This is a genomic window from Kribbella sp. NPDC003505 (genome assembly GCF_040610875.1).
Taxonomy (GTDB): Bacteria; Actinomycetota; Actinomycetes; order Propionibacteriales; family Kribbellaceae; genus Kribbella.
In genome coordinates this window covers 15,703-33,408 of sequence record NZ_JBEXNA010000021.1, presented here as the reverse complement: position 1 = coordinate 33,408, position 17,706 = coordinate 15,703, and the positions used below count along the sequence as shown (strand labels likewise).

Below are 17,706 nucleotides of genomic sequence, written 5' to 3'. Positions count from 1 at the left end.
GGGGCGCCCGGCGCGCGGATCCGATGCACAAAGTGGACCTTGGCGGGGCGGGCTGGGGGCGGTGTGCGAAGATGGGGTGCGCTGACAGCGTCGTCGGCCTACTAGTTGGCAGACGACGAAGGGAACGCGCTGGTGACCAGCGAGATTCAAATTCCTGCAGAGCTCAAGCCCGCCGACGGCCGCTTCGGCGCCGGCCCGTCGAAGGTGCGTCCGGAAGCCGTCGCCGCACTGGCGACCGAGGGCGCGAAGCTGCTCGGCACCTCGCACCGGCAGGCGCCGGTGAAGAACCTGGTGAAGCGCGTCCAGGAGGGCGTGGCCGAGCTCTTCCAACTGCCCGACGGGTACCAGGTCGTGCTCGGCAACGGCGGCTCGACCGCGTTCTGGGACGTCGCGACCTTCGGGCTGATCCGGGAGAAGAGCCAGCACCTGAGCTTCGGCGAGTTCTCGTCGAAGTTCGCCAAGGCCGCCCAGCTGGCGCCGCACCTGGCCGACCCGACGATCGTCAAGGCAGAGCCCGGCAGCCGCTCGGTCGCGGTGGCCGAGGCCGGCGTCGACCTGTACGCGTGGCCGCACAACGAGACCTCCACCGGCGTGATGGCCCCGGTCAAGCGCCCGGCGGGCGCCGACGAGGGCGCGCTGGTCGCGATCGACGCCACCTCGGGCGCGGCCGGCCTGCCGGTCGACCTCAACGAGGCCGACGTCTACTACTTCGCGCCGCAGAAGGGCTTCGCGTCCGACGGCGGCCTGTGGATCGCGCTGATGAGCCCGACGGCGCTCGCGCGCGTCGAGGAGATCGCTGCGTCCGGCCGCTGGATCCCGGCGTTCCTGGACCTGGCGACCGCGGTCGACAACTCCAGCAAGAACCAGACCTACAACACCCCGTCGCTGGCCACGCTGTTCCTGATGGCGGAGCAGACCGACTGGATCAACAGCCAGGGCGGTCTGGAGTGGAGCGTCGCCCGGACGACGGACTCCAGCAACCGGCTGTACACCTGGGCCGAGAAGTCGGAGTACGCCACGCCGTACGTCACCGACCCCGACGCCCGCTCGCTCGTGGTCGGCACCATCGACCTCGACGACGCGATCGACGCCACCGCGGTGGCGAAGACGCTGCGCGCGAACGGCATCGTCGACACCGAGCCGTACCGCAAGCTCGGCCGCAACCAGCTCCGCGTCGCGATGTTCCCCGCGGTGGACCCGGACGACGTCGAGAAGCTGACCCAGGCGATCGACTACGTGGTCGAGAACCTCAAGTAACCGCACTGCCCTTCACAGCCGCCGCTCCCGTCAGGGGGCGGCGGTTGTGCGCTGGCGTCAGGAGTGTTGCCGGCGGCGGGAGGTGGAAGGCGACTGGCCCGTCAGGCGGGCGTTCTCGGCCTGGCGGTCCTGGCGCTCGCGGCGGCCGGGCGGGAACGTGACGACGGTGATGATCAGCGCGAAGAGCGCGGCGCCGACGATGATCCAGCGGAAGTTGTTGCCCTTGCCCGAGCTGGAGCTGTTGCTCTCGGTCGCGCTGCCGGGCTTCGGGGTGGCGCCGGCCGCGGGCGGCTTGGAAGCGGCGGCTTTCGCGGGGACCTGGACCTGGTAGACGGCCGAGTTCGAACCTTCGCTGCCGACCAGGACGGTCTCGTCGGTGGGGCCGACCGCGACCGTCTCCCCCTGCCCCAGCGGCGCGGTGCCGCGGGCGATGGCGTTCGGCGTCTCGCCCCAGGCCACCGTCGTGACGTCGGCGTACGTCCGCAGTACGACGCGTTGGCCGTCCGGCATGAACGTGCCGTCGGTGATCACGCCCGCCGGCGCCGGGGCGAGCTTGGTGAGGTCGTTCGTGCCCTCGCGGGACGGGGCGGGCGGCGCCGCGTAGATGGCCCCGGTGCCCTTCAGCGCCTTCGTCACGATGTACAGCTGGCTGGTGCCCGGCTCGATCAGCAGGGTCTCGGCGTCGTGGGCGCCGTCCGGGTACTTGAAGTCGTACCGGTGGTACTTGACGTTCGACTCGTCCTCGAGCGTCTCGGGCTCCGGGATCGTGTAGATCTCGATCTGGTCCCGGTTCGCCTTGTTGTCCCCGATGTCCGCGATGTAGATCGTGCCGTCCCGGTCCACGCCGAGCGCCTCGACATCGACCACCTTCGCGCCGAACCGGAGCACGGCCTTCACCTTCCCCGTGGTGTCGACGGCGAAGACCCGCCCGGTGTCACCGGAGTCGTTCACGGTCCAATAGACGCCCGGGTGGTTGACGCTCTTCGCCAGCCCCGACGACTCCTCGATCCGGCTGTCCCGGATCGTGAACAGCTTCTTCGGCGCCGGCGTCGTCGGGCCCGCGGCCGACCTCGCGCTCGCTGTCGATGTGGGCAGCGCCACACCCGTGAGGGTGCAGAGCGTCGCCGCCAGCAGCGCGAACGCGGTGCGCAGCTGCCTCACGACACCACCTCGGCGCCGGGCTTCGCCGGCTGATCCGTCTGTGGAAGGAGCAGTTCGGCCAGGCGGGGAGTGACGTGCCACTCGGTCACCATCGCCTGGTACTCGGCGCGCAGGTCGGCGGTCGGCTTGGCACCGGTCCGCGCAGCGCGGAGCAGCAGATTGCGCGGCGTGTGCTGACTGTCCACGAACTGCACGACCTCCACCCGGTAACCGACCTGTCGCAGCACCGCCGCCCGCAGGGAATCCGTCAGGACGTCGGCGAACCGCTCACGAACGATGCCATATCTCGTCATCAGCGCATAAGGCGCCGGTGGTGTGACGCTCTTGAGCTGCTTTTGGATGTCGTGATGGCAACACGGAGCTGCCAGCACCAGCGAAGCCTCCCAGCCGACGGCCCGCGCGAGCGCGTCATCGGTCGCGGTGTCGCAGGCATGCAGCGCCAGCACCACGTCCGGCCGGACGTCCAGCTCCGCGCCCTCGATCGTCGCGTCGAGGAACCGCAGGTGCTCCTGCCAGCCGAGCGCCTCGACCACTCGGGTGTTCCGCTTCCGGGCCGCCGGGTTGTGGTCGATACCGGTCATCCGGACGTCGTGCCCGGCGGCGGTGAGCAGGTGGTACGCCGCCAGCGTGAGGTACGCGTTTCCGCAGCCGAGGTCGACGACCTGCAGCGGCCTGTTCTTCGCGATCCGCCCGGCCGAGACCGCCTCCTCTAGCGCGGGTGCGAGCAGCTTGCAGAACTCCTCGATCTGCTTGTACTTCGCCTGCCGCGACGGCTTCACCCGGCCCTGGTGGTCGCTGATCCCGAGCTCGATCAGAAACGGCGCGGCCGGGTCGAGCACCCGGCGCTTCACCCGGTCGTGGCTGGTCGCCTGCTCCCGGTGGTCCTGCTGCCGGTGCAGCAGCTCCTTGCCCTTCTTGGTGTAGCGCAGCCGCAGCGTCTCCGTCGTCGTCTCGACGTGCCACGACCCGTACGGCAGGTCGAGCAGCTCGTCGACGGCCTTCTCCAGCTCGGCCTCAGGCACGTTCCGCGTGTGGGCCTGACGCTCGTCGAACTCGGTGATCTGCAGGTGCCGCTGCCCCTTCAGATCGACGTACCGCACCTCGACGCGGAGGTACGACGGCGCCTCCAGCCCTCGCCGCCGCCCCGAGGCCAGCGCGCGCACCAGACCGCTCCGATCGAGCAGGGCGGCGCGGATCACCCCCAGCGCTCCGGACTCCTCCGGCCGCGCCGGCTCGTCCGACCGCACCTCTGGCTGCATCGCGCCATTGTCGCCGACCACTCGGGTCGATCACAAAAGGGTCTCCTACCGACTGCCTACTCCGGGTGACCGAAATGCGGATGCCCGGCCGTCGGAGTTGCGTGAGACTTGGCCGATGGTGACGACGCCTCGCGCGATCATCGACTCGGTGGTTCGGTCGGTCTCTGGCCGCGAAGTCGAGTGTCTTGTGCCGCTCTCCGGCGGGGGGATGAACGAGACCTACCGCGCCGACCTGGCCGCCGATGGCCCGGTGGTCGTCCGGATCGCGCGTCAGAGTACGCCGTGGTTCATCGACGAGGCGCACTTGATGGGGCGAGCGCGCGCTGTGGGCGTTCCGACTGCAGAGGTGCTCGGCCTCGAGCACGTCGACCACGACGGGGAGCTGCTGTCCTTCTCGATCCAGCAGTACCTGCCTGGCCGTTCCCTCGACGAGCTCATGGGCGGGCTGCCCGCGGCTGATGTGGAGCGCCTGACCGTGGACGCTGGTGAGATTCTGGCGCGGGTACACAGCGTCACGCCGGACGCCGGCCGCGGTATCCAGCACGCCCTGCGGCTGCCCGAGGAGACCGCCGTCCCCCGGATCCTGCGGATCGTCACCGACACCCTGGACTCATCGGCAGCGCAGGTTGTCGAACGCGGCGCCGACTTCCTGCGCCGGGTCGTGACGACCACTCCGCCGCCTGCCGTCTCACTTGCCCAAGGCGACTTCCTGCCCAAGAACCTCCTGATCCACGACGGCACCCTCACCGGCGTCATCGACTGGGAGTTCGCCGGCCCCGCCTCCCCCGCCTTCGACCTGGCCCGCTGGGAGGTCTCTGCCGGCGCCCCGCTCCACGATCGCCCAGACCTCCTCCGCCGCGGCTACGCCCGCGTCATCACCCCCGACCCGGCCAACCCCACCCTGACCGCCGCCTTCGCCATCGACTGGACCCTGGAACTCCTCGCCTGGAAAAACCCGGCGACCCCAGCCCAGTTCCGGCGCTGCGTAGACGTCATCGCCCGCCACCTGTCCCCCTAAACGGCCTGCCAGCCCCCCACCGCAACCAGCCGAACAGCACGCAACACTGCTGCCGACGGCGCGCCCTCCTGCCACATGCCAGCCAGCCACAGGCCATGGGCGGCCCAGTTCAACAGCCCGCGACGACCACCTGCATCGCCACCCACCTACGCGCACGACAACACGCCGCCAAGGCCGACGCCCACCTAGGCCCGCCGCTAGACAGTTCGACGCAGCAGAGGCCCCAGCCAACCGCTCTAGCCGCGCAAGCCCAGCCGAACAGCTCGCGACGACCACGAACACCGCAGCCCTCACGAGAGAGCACGCCGCGGGGCCTGCACCGACCGCGGTCCTGCCACCAGACAGCAGGGAGCCGTCAGCTTGCGACGGCCACACCCCTGCCCACAACCTCACGCGACAGCCCGCCCAGGCCCGACAACCACCGCGGCCGGCCACCGGACAACAGCCACGGTGCAAGCGACTCACCCGAACAACGCGCCCAACTCCACAGGCCGGCCGACCAGCTCACGATGCCCACGCTCACCGTTGACTCACGAGACAACGCGACTGGGGGACGGCGTGGGCTCGGCTGCTGCCAGACGACCGTCGGGCGCGAACAGGTCAGGCGAGGAGTTTCTGCAGCTCCGGGAGCCGGCTGAACAGGTCAGGTAGACCACGCACACCGTTGCGCACGGACTCGTGGGACAGCGCCAACTCCGGGCCGGTGGTCGCCTCGACGCCGGCGAGGCAGCGCAGGATGTTCCACCGCGTATGCCCCAACCAGCCGTCGATCGTGTACGCGAACCAGCTCGGCCCCGGCGGCGGCAGCACCCCACCCCCTGCGACGTACCCATCGAGCACCGCACGGAAGACCTCGGGCTCGACGCCGTCGAATCCACGCCCCTTCGAGAGGCTGAGCGCGGTCGAGCCGAGCTCACCGGACAGATCGACCATTCCCGACAGCTCCCAGTCGAGCACCACCGGCCGCCCGTCGCGAGCAAGCAGGTTCCACGGCTGAACATCCCTGTGGCTCAACACAACAGGACCAGGCCGTTCGCACGCGTCGACGAACTGGGCAATCGCACCAAACGTCTCGACACGGGAGGCAAGCTCATCCGCCCACGGCTGCCCGGTCGCCACCGCCCGCTCGGCAAGCTCCGGCCAGTCCCGCGGCGCCGGCTCGTCGACCACCCCGCGGGTCCACTCGACGTCGAGCGAATGGATGAGCGCGAGAACCTCCCCGACCTCGAACGCAAAAGCCACCGCCACCGGCTCTTCAGGCACCTTCTCCCCCTCGACCCACCGGTGTACGAGCAGGTCACTGCCGGCCCAGATCGGCTCAGGCATCGGGACACCAGCAGCAAACGCCGCCCGCTCGAACCTGAACACGTCCTCGACGCGATAAACCCAGCGCCGATCGACCCGATTCAGCTCCTTCACCGCAAACGACCCTTGGTCGGTCTCGAGCCGATACATCCGATTGGCAAACCCGCCATGCACACGAACCATCGGCCCCCGCGGCACACCAAGAAACGAAAGGCTTGAGAGCACATCGTCGTCCGCAGTCATCCCACGCAATCTAAGCCCCACCCTTCGCCAACGCACCGCAATTACCGCATCACAAACCCCCTCCTCCCCACAGCACGCAAGGCGCAGACGCGCGGGTCGCCCGCCCACCTCGCACACCCACCTCGCACACCCACCTCGCACACCCACCTCGCACACCCACCTCGCACACCCACCTCGCACACCCACCTCGCACACCCACCTCGCACAGCCAGGCCGCCCGCCCAGGTCGCCCCACAGGTCGCACACCCACGCCGTGCACCGGGTCGTATGCGTAGGTCGCACCCCCGGTCGCCGCTCGGGTCGCCCGCCCACGCGGGACGCCCACGCCGGACGTGCAGGCCGGACGCGCAGGTCGGACGCGCAGGTCGGACGCGCAGTCGCGCGCAGGTCGCGCGCACGTCGCCCGTCCGCGTCGGTCGGCCGCGTTGTACGCGCACGTCGGACGGCCACGTCGGACGCCCACCTCGGACGGCCCACGTCGTACGCGCACGTCCTACGCCCGCTTCGTAAGCCCCGCGTCGAACGCGCAGGTCGTACGCCCGGGTCGTATGCGCAGGTCGCACCCCACATCGTCCGCTCGGGTCGCCCGCCCACCGTCGCCCGCCCACCGTCGCCCGTCACGTCGTGCGCGCACGTCGTACGCCCGCTTCCCAAGCCCCGCGTCGAACGCGCAGGTCGGACGCGCAGGTCGCGCGCACGTCGCCCGTCCACGTCGGTCGGCCGCGTCGCCCGTCCACGTCGGTCGGCCGCGTCGATCGGCCGCGTCGATCGGCCGCGTCGGTCGGCCGCGTCGTACGCGCACGTCGGACGGCCAAGTCTGCCGCCCACCTCGTACGCGCACGTCGTACGCGCACGTCGGACGCGCACGTCGGACGCCCACCTCGGACGCCCACGCCGTGCACCTGCGTCGTGTGCGTAGGTCGCACCCCCAGGTCGCCCGACCACCTCGGACGGCCCACGTCGTACGCCCGCGTCGTACGCCCGAGTCGTACGCCCGAGTCGTACGCCCGGGTCGTATGCGCAGGTCGCACCCCACATCGTCCGCTCGGGTCGTCCGCTCACCGTCGCCCGCCCACCGTCGCCCGTCACGTCGTACGCCGCTGCGCGCGCCCGCGTCGTACGCCGGCCGCGCCCGTCCACGTCGTACGCCGACGTCGACCGCGCGCAGGTCGGACGCGCAGGTCGGGGCGCAGGCTCTCCGCTGGCCGGCCTCGGGTCGACCGTGGATGACGAGGTGCGGGGGGCGCTTGCTGGCCAGGTTCGGGGCGGTGGGGCGAGTGGGCGGTCGTGGCTGATCTTCAGCGGGCGTGGCTCGCAGGTGGACGCGGTCGTGGTAGACCTCTGGTCACGTTAGGTTTTGGGGCGTGACCACGGACGCGTCGCGCCGCATCCGCTGGCGGCGCTCAGCGCCGGGGCGCGGCGGCCGTTTCTGACTGGTGCGGTGTTTCTGGTGACGCTGGGGTGCGGCGTTGCCCAGCTCGTCCATCGGCCGTTGTACGACCAGGTGGTTCGGGACGCGGCGCGGATCGACGACGGTGAGTGGTATCGGCTGGTCACCGGGATGTTCTTCCAGGACGGCTGGACGGCCGGTCTGGTCGTCAATCTGGTCTGGCTGGCGGTGGTGGGTACGGCTGCCGAGCGGGTGTTCGGACGGGCCGTTGGCTGCTGCTGTACTTCGGCTGCGGCTTGTTTGGTCAGTTTGTGAGTTACGTCTGGCTGAACCCTGTCGGCGCGGGCAACTCGATGTGTAGCGCTGGTCTGCTCGGTGCGCTGGCGGTGACGGTGATGGTTGCGTCCCGCCGGTACGGCGTCGAGTTCCCGAGGAACCTGCGGAGGTCGGCGTTCGTGGTGCCGGTGCTGGCCGTGATCGGCACGGTACTCCATGACAATCACGGCCTGCCGTGCTTGCTCGGGATGGCGCTGGGAGTTCTCCTCCTGCCGCGCCTAGCGCACACCACCTGGCCATAGCAGGCTCAACCCACCGTTCTGCGGAGACGGGCCCAGCCTGTGGGCATGGGGGTGAGTGCGACCGGCCTTCGTGCAGGGTCTGTGCGGCGTGCCAGAACTGGAAAGGGTGGCCAGCACCGAACCCGCGGTTAGCCGAGGCGCCGCAGGGCTGTTTCGATGGCGAGCTCGACCCGGGAGGTCATGCCGGGCACGTCGACGGGTCGGCGCCCGGCGACCTGATCGCGGATCCACTTCGAGCCGCTGCCGTCGTAGTGCAGCAGGGCATACAGGTCCCACCACGGATCGAGAGTCGCCCCGGCGATCGACTCGTAGAGCGACCGAAGCTGGTCCGACCACTCGGGCGAGTAGAGCACCGCCAGGTATCGCCTGCAGTGCCCGATGTCGATCGCGCGCGATCCCCGATGGATGGAGTTCCAGTCGGTCAGGCCGGTGATTCTTCCGCGTGACCAGAGCATGTTGACCGGCAGGAAATCGCAGTGCAGAAAGACGGCGGTGTCGTTTGGTGGCGGCGCGGCCATGGCGTCGAATGCCGCCTTCCACACCGCCGGCTTCTGTGCGTCGACCGGAACCCGAAACCCGTCCAGAGGTGCGATCCAGGAATCTGTCCATGGTCTGAACGTCCTCGCGGGGAGATCGAGGGAATGCAACAGTACGGCGATCTCCGCGATCCTCGTCAGCCACGACCGAGGCTCCGCTGGACTGAGGTGAATATGGCCCGGCAGCCGTGTCATCAGCAACGATGGCGCGCCGCCTGTCGAAGCACCGGCAACATCAGTGGCCAGGATGCTCGGAACCGGGAGCCCGCTTCCGGCCACCACACCCAGGTTGGCGATCTCCTTCTTCAAGGGTTCCTGCAGGTCGAGGCCGGCCGGGTACTGCCGCAGCACGACGAACGTTCGCGTTCCACCTCGCTCAACAGTCAGGCGATTCACGGCGGAGCAGACGCCACCGGTCAATCGGCGATAACCGACGACGCGGCTGCCTCGGCCCATCGACGCCGCAACCCAGGCGAGGGTCTCCGCGGAGGGACGACGCTGTCTGAAACCACCGTCTCGCCAGTCGCCGTCGGTCATGAACGCGACCATATTCGTCGCGGGTCTGCGGCGACAGGGGTTTTCCGACCCGCCGCAGACAGGACGCCAAGCGGCAACCACGGCGTGTCCGTGGCGCTTGATGTGACGGCGGGCTTCGGGACGGAGCGTGGGGGTCACGGGGTGGGTGTGGGGGTGGCTGGGTCTGAATCTTCGTCGAGGAGGCCCAGGTTTCTCAGGCGGGTGATGATGCCGCCTTCCTGGCGGCCGAGGGCTTCGCTGAGGTCGTCGATGGGGGCGCCGTTGTTGTGCATCTCGATCAGGGTTTGCTCGTCTTCGGGGGACCACGGGCGGAAGGCGTTGGGGTGGGTTCTGCGGGCCTTCTGGATCTTGCGGGTCATCGAGTGCGGGTTGACGGGCTCCAGGGAGCGGATGCGGGCCTGGCGATGGCGGCCTACTTCCTCGCCCTTGAGCCAGAAGATCACCGCGCCGTCGGTGAAGGTCATCAGGTCGGCGGGCACGTCGCAGTAGTCGGCGTCGTCGAACATCACGCGGATCATCGGGACATCTCTCTTTCCTCAAGTAGGCACGTCGGGTTCGTGGTCGACAGAGAAGATGCCCTGATCGCGCCCGGTCCGGCGCGGCGATTTGGAAGCTGTGGACAACCAGACTGCAGAACTGGTTTGCAAAAACACTTTGCAAAGAGTCTTTGCAGTCCTATGCTCTGAGCCATGAGCGACCAGAACGAGAGCGTGGAGCCGGCCCGCACCGTCCAACTGGATCGGCACCTCGTGCGCGCGCTGGCGCACCCGATGCGGAACCGGATCCTCGGTCTGCTCCGCGTGTACGGGCCGCAGACCGCCACGACCCTGGCCGGGCGGCTCGGCGTGAACACGGGTGCGACCAGCTACCACCTCCGGCAGCTCGCCGACGCGGGGCTGGTGGTCGAGGACGACAGCCGCGGCAACGCCCGCGACCGCTGGTGGAAGTCGGCGCACCAGGGCACCGAGTTCAATGCGGCCGAGTTGCTGGACCAGGAGCCTGAGTTGGCGCTGGGCTTCCTGCACGGCGTCGGCCAGACGTACGCGGAGAACATCTTCGGGTTCATCGACGCGATGCAGACGATGCCCGAGGACTGGCGCGACGCCAGCATGCTCTCGGACTACTTCTTCCACCTGCGGCCCGACCAGCTGGCGACGATGATGCGCGAGGTCATGGCGGTCCTGGAGAAGTACAAGACCCCGGACCTCACCGCTCCGCTGCCGGAGGGCGCCGAGCAGGTCACGGTCCAGATCCAGGCGTTCCCGCGCGAAACGCGCCAGTAAGCACACGGGGTGCGGCAATGATGGGCGAGAAGGGCAACCGGGCGCCGTTGGCTGCGTTCCTGGTGGCGAACGTCGTGTCGATCTGCGGGACCCGGGTCAGCGCGATCGCGATCCCGTGGTTCGTACTGATCACCACAGGGTCACCAGTGAAGACCGGTCTCGTGGCGATGGCCGAGATGGCGCCGCTGGTCGTGGTGAAGGCGATGGGCGGCCCGCTGATCGACAAGGTCGGCGCCCGCCGGATCAGCGTCGTGGCAGACACAGCGAGTACGGCGGTGGTGGCTCTTGTCCCTCTGCTCCACACGCTCGGCTTCCTGCACTTCCCGACGCTGCTGGTGCTGGTCGCGATCGCCGGAGCGCTCCGCGGACCGGGCGACGCCGCCAAGGCCACGCTGATCCCCGACATCGCCCGAGCGGCCAGGGTCCCGTTGGAGCGCGTGACGGGTCTGGAGAGTACGACGGAACGTCTGGCGGGCTTCTTTGCGTACGCACTGGCCGGCGGCCTCATCACCCTGGTCGGAGCGGTCAACGCCCTGTGGATCGACGCGGTGTCGTTCGGCGTCTGCGCCGTACTGATCACTCGCTGGGTCCCCAGGTCCGCCACGTCCGCGCCGAAGGAGCAGGGCTACGGCCGCCAACTCCTGGAGGGCTGGACGTTCCTGCGCACTGACAGGCTCCTGCTGCCGCTGGTCGTCATGATCGCGGTGACCAACCTGCTCGACGCTGCGACCAGCACCGTACTGCTGCCCGTCTGGATCAAGGAGCACGGCTACGGTCCAGGTCACACCAGTCTGATCCTCACCTCGTTCGGAGTGACCGCAACCCTGTTCGCCCTGCTCGCGTCGGCCGTCGGTGACCGCATCCCGCGCAAACTGGTCTTCACGGTCGCGTTCCTGATCGCCGGGGCCCCGCGCTTCGTGGCGATGGCCACCGACGTACCGATCTGGACCCTGATGGCGGTGTACGCCGTCGGCGGCATCGGCGCGGGCTTCATCAACCCGGTGCTCGGCGCGATCCAGATCGAACGCATCCCAGGCCACCTGCTCGGACGGGTCAACTCGCTGTCGAACGCGGCCTGCTGGACCGGCGTACCGCTGGGCGGCGTAGTCGCCGGGGCTGCCGTGACGGCCATCGGTCTCGCGCCCGCGCTGCTCGCCGGGGGTGTGATCTACCTGATCGCGACGATGTCACCGGTGCTGATCGGCCGGCACGAGACGTGGCGGGCTACACCGGGTCCGACGGATCCTCCGGGAACGGCGGCAGATCGAGATCGGGTGGCAGTCGGAGCGTCCTAGCCTTGGTGGCGTTGTCCAGCTCGCGCCGCATCCGCTCCCGCTCCGCCCGCAGCAGCCCGAGCATCACCAGGTCCAGCAGCATCCCGCCGGCCGCCGCGAACTGCGTGGCTGCGAACTGGAAGACCTGCGTCATCAGCAACGACACCAGCACCGCCAGCTCGAACAAGCGGACAGCGCGCGCCCGATTTCCCTTCCGCAACGCCAGCGCGCCGCGCACGGTGAACGTTGCCGACAGCAAACTGCCGACGGTCACGCCGAGCACCGGGAGGTTGTCGAGACCGTCACCCAGCACCGCGGCGATGACGAGCGCGGCGAAGAACTGGATCGCCAGTGCGGCGACGGCGATCGGCGGCGCCTTCGGGTGTGTGGCGAGCCGCTCGAAGCCGCGCTGCAGCGCCCGCCAGGCGGCGTCCACCGGAGCGGCCAGCTCCACCTCGTCAGGCGGACAGGCGGCCAGCAGCTCGGACGTCTGCCGGCGCCCCTCGATCTGCGCTGGGACGGTGCGGAGCAGCTCCGCCGCCTCGGCCCGGCGGCGCCGGGACAGACCGCCCGCGACACCTTCGACGGCGTGGTCGACGACGTTCGCGAGCTCCTCCCTCGGGTCGATCGGCCGGCGGGTGCTGAGGAAGCGGGTGCCGAGCACGATCAGCACGAAGACGACGTACACGATCGCGGCGGTCGGCTTGTAGAAGTAGTTGTTGTCCGAGGTGACGAATTTCCCGACCTCGTCGATGAACAGCCCGAACCCGATCCCGCCGACCGTCGCCGCGGCCGGCCGCACCACCGGCCCGACGTACCCGAGCAGCAGCGAGATCGCGATCAGCATCAGCAGCCCGCCGGGCAGGACGTGCGCGATGTGCAGGCCCTTGCCGCCGATCTGCGGGTACCCGCTGAGGCTGAGGATCAGCCGGGTCACCAGTACCGTCGCCACCCCGGACACCACGAACGTGGTCAGGTGCTCCCCGGACCGCACGTTACGGACCAGACCGGCCCGCATCAGGTACGACGAACGTTCACCGGCGGGGGGCGTCATGCGGCGACGTTATCGGACGAGGGCAGCCACCACGACGATGACGACCAGGGCGGCCAGTACGAGCGAGGTCACCAGTCGGCGCGTGCGGGGGTCCACGTGGTCAGGGTATGGGGAAGTTCCCGGCCGGAGTCCCGTGGGGGTCGACCCGCTGCTCGATCTCCCGCAGCGCGGCCTCCGCGGACTGCCGCAACCCGGGTTCAGCGCAGGCTGACCAGCGGCTCCGGGCGGTGTACGCCACGTGGGCGGTAGCCGAGGGCGTCGGAGTGGCCGAGGTAGTCGGACAGCAGCCAGATGATCGCGAGCCACATCTCGGTGCCCTGCAGGCCGGGGATCGCGCGGTCGTCGGTGCCGTCGGGGGCGAAGGCGAATCCGGCGCCGTCGACCCAGCGCGGGAGGATCGCGCGCAGCTGCTCCTCGGCCCAGCGACGGCCGTCCTGCTCGCGGTACACCGTCTGTTTGCGGGCCAGCCACAACGGGTGGATGACGTCGAGAACGTTGCAGGCATTGTAGTTGTCGCCGGTGAACATCCGCCGGTCGTTGCTGTGCGCAAGGACCGTGGCGATGGCCTGCTCGGGGTACGGCAGCGGAAGGCCGAACTGCGCGTACGTGCCGCGCGTGAGGCGGTAGAAACCGTTCACGACCTGCAGCAGCCCGTCGTCGGGATGCGATGAGCCCCACGCGCCGGTCTCGGGATCGACGCGGGTGTGCAGCCAGCCCATCAGGAGCTCGAGTTCGCCGGGCTTCGGATTGAAGGCGAGCGCCGTACCGAGGCCGTCGATACCGGACCCGGCGGACCAGGCTCTCCTTGCCCAGGGCAAGTCGTCGAGCTGGTCGAGGGTGAAGTCGGTGGTGATCGGGTGCTCGAAGCTGCTGCCGAGGACCTGGAGCGCGTAGCCGACACACAGGACGTGATAGCTCGCGGGGCCTTCCAGGACAGCGAGTTCGGCATCCGACGGCTTGCCCAGACCGTCGTCGGACAGGTCTCCGGGCGATACCAGTCCGGTCGCCGGGTCCTGGCGCGCGCGGAGCCGCCGGACGAGGTCGTCGCGGGTGTGGCCGGCCGGGGTACGGCGTACCAGCAGGTCCGCGATCTCGACGGCGTCGCACCACGGGCGGATCTCCGGCTCCCGGTCGATGCCGGGCCGGTCGACGAACCGGGCGCCGTCCCAGCACCGCACGAGCACGTCGTCGACCTGCTCCCGGGCCTTGGCGGCGAACTCCTTCAGCAGGGTGGGCAGATCACCTGACATGGACGCTCCTGTCCGCGAGCGGAGGATTCGGGCGGGGTTCCCGGCCGCGACCGAGTTCGCCGGGATGTTCTTCGTGACGACCGCGCCGGCGCCGATGATCGTGTGCGGCCCGACCGTGACGCCGTCCAGGATCGTGACGTTGGAGCCGATCCAGACGTCGTCGCCGATCGTGATGCCGACGGCGGTGTGCGGCTGCTTGAAGATCGGCTCACCGGGCGCGGTGCCGTGGTTGAACGCGAGCAGCGACGTGTGCGCCCCGATCCGGACGCCGTCGCCGATCGTCACCTTGCCGCGGACCGCGGCGAACGGGTTGATCGTGGAGTCCGCGCCGAGCGCGATGTGACCGGTGACGTAGGCGTGCGCGGCGATGTACGAGCGGTCCCCCATCCGTAGCTCGTCGCAGTACACCGCGGCCGACTCCGCGACGTACACGTCGGCGGCGAGCTCGACCGCCCCGCCGAGCCGCGCCTGCCGTTCGGCCTGCCGCTCACGCTCCGGCTCCGAGGCCTTCCGGGCGTACTCCCACGGCAGGAAATCCAGTCGCAACGGCTCGTTGGGCAGCATGGGAAAACGCTATCCAATTCCCGGGACACAGACCAGCCCCGAAATGCCGCTGCTAACCTCCCGTCTGACATGAACACTTTTCCGTCTGCGCGAGGGGTGGCCGGGCGATGACGACGAGCGGATCCGTTGCGGACGGCGACGACGCCGACGGCGACGGCCCCGGGGGCGGCACGCGCCGCAGCCACCGGGTCACGATCAGCGACCTGGCGCGTCGCCTGCACATCTCGAAGGCCTCGGTCTCGTACGCGCTGAACGGCCGCGCCGGCGTCAGCGAGGAGACCCGGCAGCGGGTGCTCGACCTGGCCGAGGAGCTGGGCTTCCACCCGAACTCCGCCGCCGTCGCGCTGTCGGCGAGCCGGACCCGGACGATCGGGATCGTGATCGCCAGGGACCCCACGCTGATCTCGACCGAGGCGTTCTACATGCGCACACTGGTCGGCATCGAGCAGTACCTCAACGAGGTCGACTCGTCGCTGCTGCTCCGGCTCACCGGCGAGCACGGCGAGGATCTCGACGTCCTGCGGCGCTGGTCGCGGCAGGGTCGCGTGGACGGGTTCATCCTGTTCGACGAACTCGAGGACGACCAGCGCATCCAGCTGCTGAAGGACCTCGGGATGCCGTGCGTCGTGGTCAGCTCGAACGCGCCCGACGACTCGGTCGGCCGGCTGATCAGCTCGCCCGACGAGACCGTCGCGCTGCTGCTCGACCACCTGGCCGGGCTCGGGCACACCGACATCGCGCACATCAGCGGGCCGTTCACGTTCATCCACGAGCGGCTGCGGGTGCAGACGCTGCTCCAGCAGGCCGAGCGGCACGGGATCACGGTGCGGCACATCGAGGGCACCTACCGGTACGACGACGGCGCGGAACTCACCCGCCGGCTGCTGACCGGCCCGAACCCGCCGACCGCGATCGTGCTCGGCAACGACCTGATGGCGGTCGCGGCGCTCCGGGTCGCGATGGATCTCGGGACGGCGGTGCCGGGCGAGGTCTCGATCGTCGCCTGGGACGACTCGCCGCTGTGCGAGCTCGCCCGGCCCGGGATCACCGCGGTCGACCAGAAGACGATGGAGCGCGGCCGCGCCGCCGCGGACCTGCTGCTGCGCACCATCACCGCGGACACCGCCCTCCACGAGGAGGCGCCGCCCGGCGAACTCCGCCACCGCGAATCCTCCGGCCCCGCCCCCTCCTGACCCGCCCTCCCACCCCACCCGGCCCAGCGCCCCCGCTGCGGGGTCAACCCCCGAGTCGGTGGGTTCGGCCACCAGATTCCGAGGGGCCAACCCACAAGCCGAGGGGTCAACCCCTGAAACGCGGCAGAGGCGGCTGCGGGTGGGTGCGGTAGGGGCGGGGGCGCAGTTTGAAGACTGTGTGAAATCGGGCGGATTCAGAGAGTGTTGGATTGCGCTTGCCGGGGACTGGGTGAAGGTTTGTGGGGTCACGAGGTCGTAACGAAGACCGCTGAACTGAACCGGTTAGGGTTTCGGAACTTAACCGGTTAGGCCAGTATGGGGCCGATCCGCCCCCGCAGGTCCGCGGGGGCTCGAGACGGGACGAGGGAGTCCGACGTGAGACTGCGTTCGCTTGTAGCCGCGGTGGCGGCGACCGCCCTGGGAATCAGCCTGGCCGCCTGCGGGGGCGGCGATTCGGACGATGCGTCCGGTGGCGGTTCCGGTGGTGACCAGACGCTGACCTACTGGGCCAGCAACCAGGGCACCAGCCTGGACAACGACAAGGAGGTGCTGACCCCGGTCCTGCAGAAGTTCACCCAGGACACCGGCATCAAGGTCAACCTCGAGGTGATCGGCTGGAACGACCTGCAGACCCGGATCCAGACCGCGATCACCTCCGGCCAGGCGCCGGACGTGGTCAACATCGGCAACACCTGGGCGGCCTCGCTGCAGGCCACCGACGCGTTCCTGCCGTTCGACGGCGACGCGATGACCGCGATCGGCGGCAAGGACAAGTTCGTGCCGACGGCTCTGGCGACCGGCGGCAAGGAAGGCACCGACCCGACCTCGGTCCCGCTCTACGGTCTGGCCTACGGCCTGTACTACAACAAGGCGATGTTCGCCGCGGCCGGCCTGCAGCCGCCGAAGACCTGGGAAGAGATGGTCGCGGCCGCGAAGAAGCTGACCAACCCGGCGAAGAACCAGTGGGGTATGGCGCTGGCCGCCGGCAGTTACACCGAGAACGTGCACTTCGCGTTCATCAACGCCGCACAGAACAAGGCCGACTGGTTCAACGGCGACGGCAAGCCGACCTTCACCGGTGACGGCAACGTGCAGGGCGTGCTGCGGTACCTCGACCTGATGCAGAAGGACAAGGTCGCGAACCCCTCGAACGCGCAGTACGACAACGGCACCAAGTCGGTGAACGACTTCGCCACCAAGAAGGTCGCGATGGTCATCAACCAGAACAACGCCGACTCCTCGATCGTCGCCAACGGCATGAAGGCCGGCGAGTACGGCGTCGTACCGTTCCCGGCTCCGGCCGGCGGCGAGCAGGTGGCCAGCCACGTGGCCGGCATCAACCTGTCGGTCTTCAAGAACACCAAGCACAAGGACGCGGCGCTGAAGTTCGTCAAGTACATGACCGACGCGCAGACCCAGACCACGCTGGGCAAGCCGTTCTCCTCGCTGCCGGTGCTGAAGGACGCCAAGCCGGTGTTCACCACCGACGCGGCCGAGGCGGCGACGTTCCAGGACGTCTACAACACCAAGTCCAAGCCGCTGCCGCTGGTGCCGGCCGAGGACCAGTTCGAGAGCACCGTCGGCAAGGCGATGAACGCGATGTTCGCCAAGATCGCGACCGGCGGGACGGTGACCGCCGACGACGTCAAGGCGGCCCTGAAGACCGCCGAGGACCAGGTCGCCGCGAGTAGCTGACCTGCCCCCAGCGCTTGCGTCCGAAGAACTGCACAGACGTCTGCGCAGTTCTTCGGACGCAACGCATATGTCAGCGACCGATCCGACAGACAGGAGGCGACACCCCCGG

Annotated in this window: 13 protein-coding genes and 1 pseudogene; 7 read left to right on the top strand and 7 right to left on the bottom strand. The window is 69.4% G+C overall.

Features of this window, described 5'->3' with window-relative positions:
• Nucleotides 1-129 precede the first annotated feature (129 nt).
• A complete protein-coding gene (gene serC / locus ABZX12_RS42200; protein WP_355701197.1) occupies nucleotides 130-1,257 on the top strand; it encodes a phosphoserine transaminase in 1,128 nt (375 codons plus the stop codon).
• A 57-nt stretch (nucleotides 1,258-1,314) separates the two neighbouring features.
• On the opposite strand, the gene ABZX12_RS42195 is transcribed toward serC, so the two are convergent.
• Both ABZX12_RS42195 and ABZX12_RS42190 read right to left on the bottom strand, forming a co-directional pair.
• Nucleotides 1,315-2,418, bottom strand: a complete 1,104-nt coding sequence (locus ABZX12_RS42195) for a hypothetical protein (RefSeq protein WP_355701114.1) — start codon at nucleotides 2,416-2,418, stop codon at nucleotides 1,315-1,317.
• Nucleotides 2,415-3,677 (bottom strand): SAM-dependent methyltransferase, encoded by a 1,263-nt coding sequence (locus tag ABZX12_RS42190; RefSeq protein WP_355701113.1) that lies wholly within the window; start codon nucleotides 3,675-3,677, stop codon nucleotides 2,415-2,417. Before ABZX12_RS42190 ends, ABZX12_RS42195 begins: the two co-directional genes overlap by 4 nt.
• Before the next feature lie 115 nt (nucleotides 3,678-3,792).
• On the opposite strand from ABZX12_RS42190, the gene ABZX12_RS42185 reads away from it, so the two are divergent.
• Complete coding sequence (locus ABZX12_RS42185) at nucleotides 3,793-4,695, top strand: phosphotransferase (RefSeq protein ID WP_355701112.1); 903 nt, start codon at nucleotides 3,793-3,795, stop codon at nucleotides 4,693-4,695.
• Between the two features lie 600 nt (nucleotides 4,696-5,295).
• Here the strand turns inward: ABZX12_RS42185 and ABZX12_RS42180 are convergent.
• Nucleotides 5,296-6,243, bottom strand: coding sequence for a phosphotransferase (locus ABZX12_RS42180; protein WP_355701111.1), 948 nt, complete (start codon nucleotides 6,241-6,243; stop codon nucleotides 5,296-5,298).
• Between the two features lie 1,561 nt (nucleotides 6,244-7,804).
• Here ABZX12_RS42180 and ABZX12_RS42175 point away from each other — a divergent pair.
• Nucleotides 7,805-8,211: pseudogene (locus ABZX12_RS42175) on the top strand (rhomboid family intramembrane serine protease).
• 128 nt (nucleotides 8,212-8,339) lie between these two features.
• Here ABZX12_RS42175 and ABZX12_RS42170 read toward each other — a convergent pair.
• On the bottom strand, nucleotides 8,340-9,284 hold the full coding sequence (locus ABZX12_RS42170; RefSeq protein ID WP_355701110.1) for an aminoglycoside phosphotransferase family protein: 945 nt from the start codon (nucleotides 9,282-9,284) through the stop codon (nucleotides 8,340-8,342).
• Between the two features lie 134 nt (nucleotides 9,285-9,418).
• Entirely contained in the window at nucleotides 9,419-9,802 is a 384-nt protein-coding gene (locus tag ABZX12_RS42165) for a hypothetical protein (protein WP_355701109.1), read from the bottom strand.
• 171 nt (nucleotides 9,803-9,973) lie between these two features.
• Between ABZX12_RS42165 and ABZX12_RS42160 the strand changes: the two genes are divergently transcribed.
• Nucleotides 9,974-10,567 (top strand): helix-turn-helix domain-containing protein, encoded by a 594-nt coding sequence (locus tag ABZX12_RS42160; protein WP_355701108.1) that lies wholly within the window; start codon nucleotides 9,974-9,976, stop codon nucleotides 10,565-10,567.
• Between the two features lie 17 nt (nucleotides 10,568-10,584).
• Nucleotides 10,585-11,862 (top strand): MFS transporter, encoded by a 1,278-nt coding sequence (locus ABZX12_RS42155; protein ID WP_355701107.1) that lies wholly within the window; start codon nucleotides 10,585-10,587, stop codon nucleotides 11,860-11,862.
• Here the strand turns inward: ABZX12_RS42155 and ABZX12_RS42150 are convergent.
• Entirely contained in the window at nucleotides 11,792-12,895 is a 1,104-nt protein-coding gene (locus ABZX12_RS42150; RefSeq protein ID WP_355701106.1) for a hypothetical protein, read from the bottom strand. The two genes, ABZX12_RS42155 and ABZX12_RS42150, sit on opposite strands and share 71 nt — an antisense overlap.
• A gap of 197 nt (nucleotides 12,896-13,092) precedes the next feature.
• Entirely contained in the window at nucleotides 13,093-14,709 is a 1,617-nt protein-coding gene (locus ABZX12_RS42145) for an acyltransferase (RefSeq protein WP_355701105.1), read from the bottom strand.
• Nucleotides 14,710-14,816: 107 nt separating this feature from the next.
• On the opposite strand from ABZX12_RS42145, the gene ABZX12_RS42140 reads away from it, so the two are divergent.
• Entirely contained in the window at nucleotides 14,817-15,902 is a 1,086-nt protein-coding gene (locus ABZX12_RS42140) for a LacI family DNA-binding transcriptional regulator (RefSeq protein ID WP_355701104.1), read from the top strand.
• A gap of 375 nt (nucleotides 15,903-16,277) precedes the next feature.
• Nucleotides 16,278-17,597 carry a sugar ABC transporter substrate-binding protein gene (locus tag ABZX12_RS42135; protein ID WP_355701103.1) on the top strand — a complete coding sequence of 440 codons (1,320 nt, stop codon included), beginning with the start codon at nucleotides 16,278-16,280 and terminating at the stop codon, nucleotides 17,595-17,597.
• The last annotated feature ends 109 nt before the right edge of the window (nucleotides 17,598-17,706 follow it).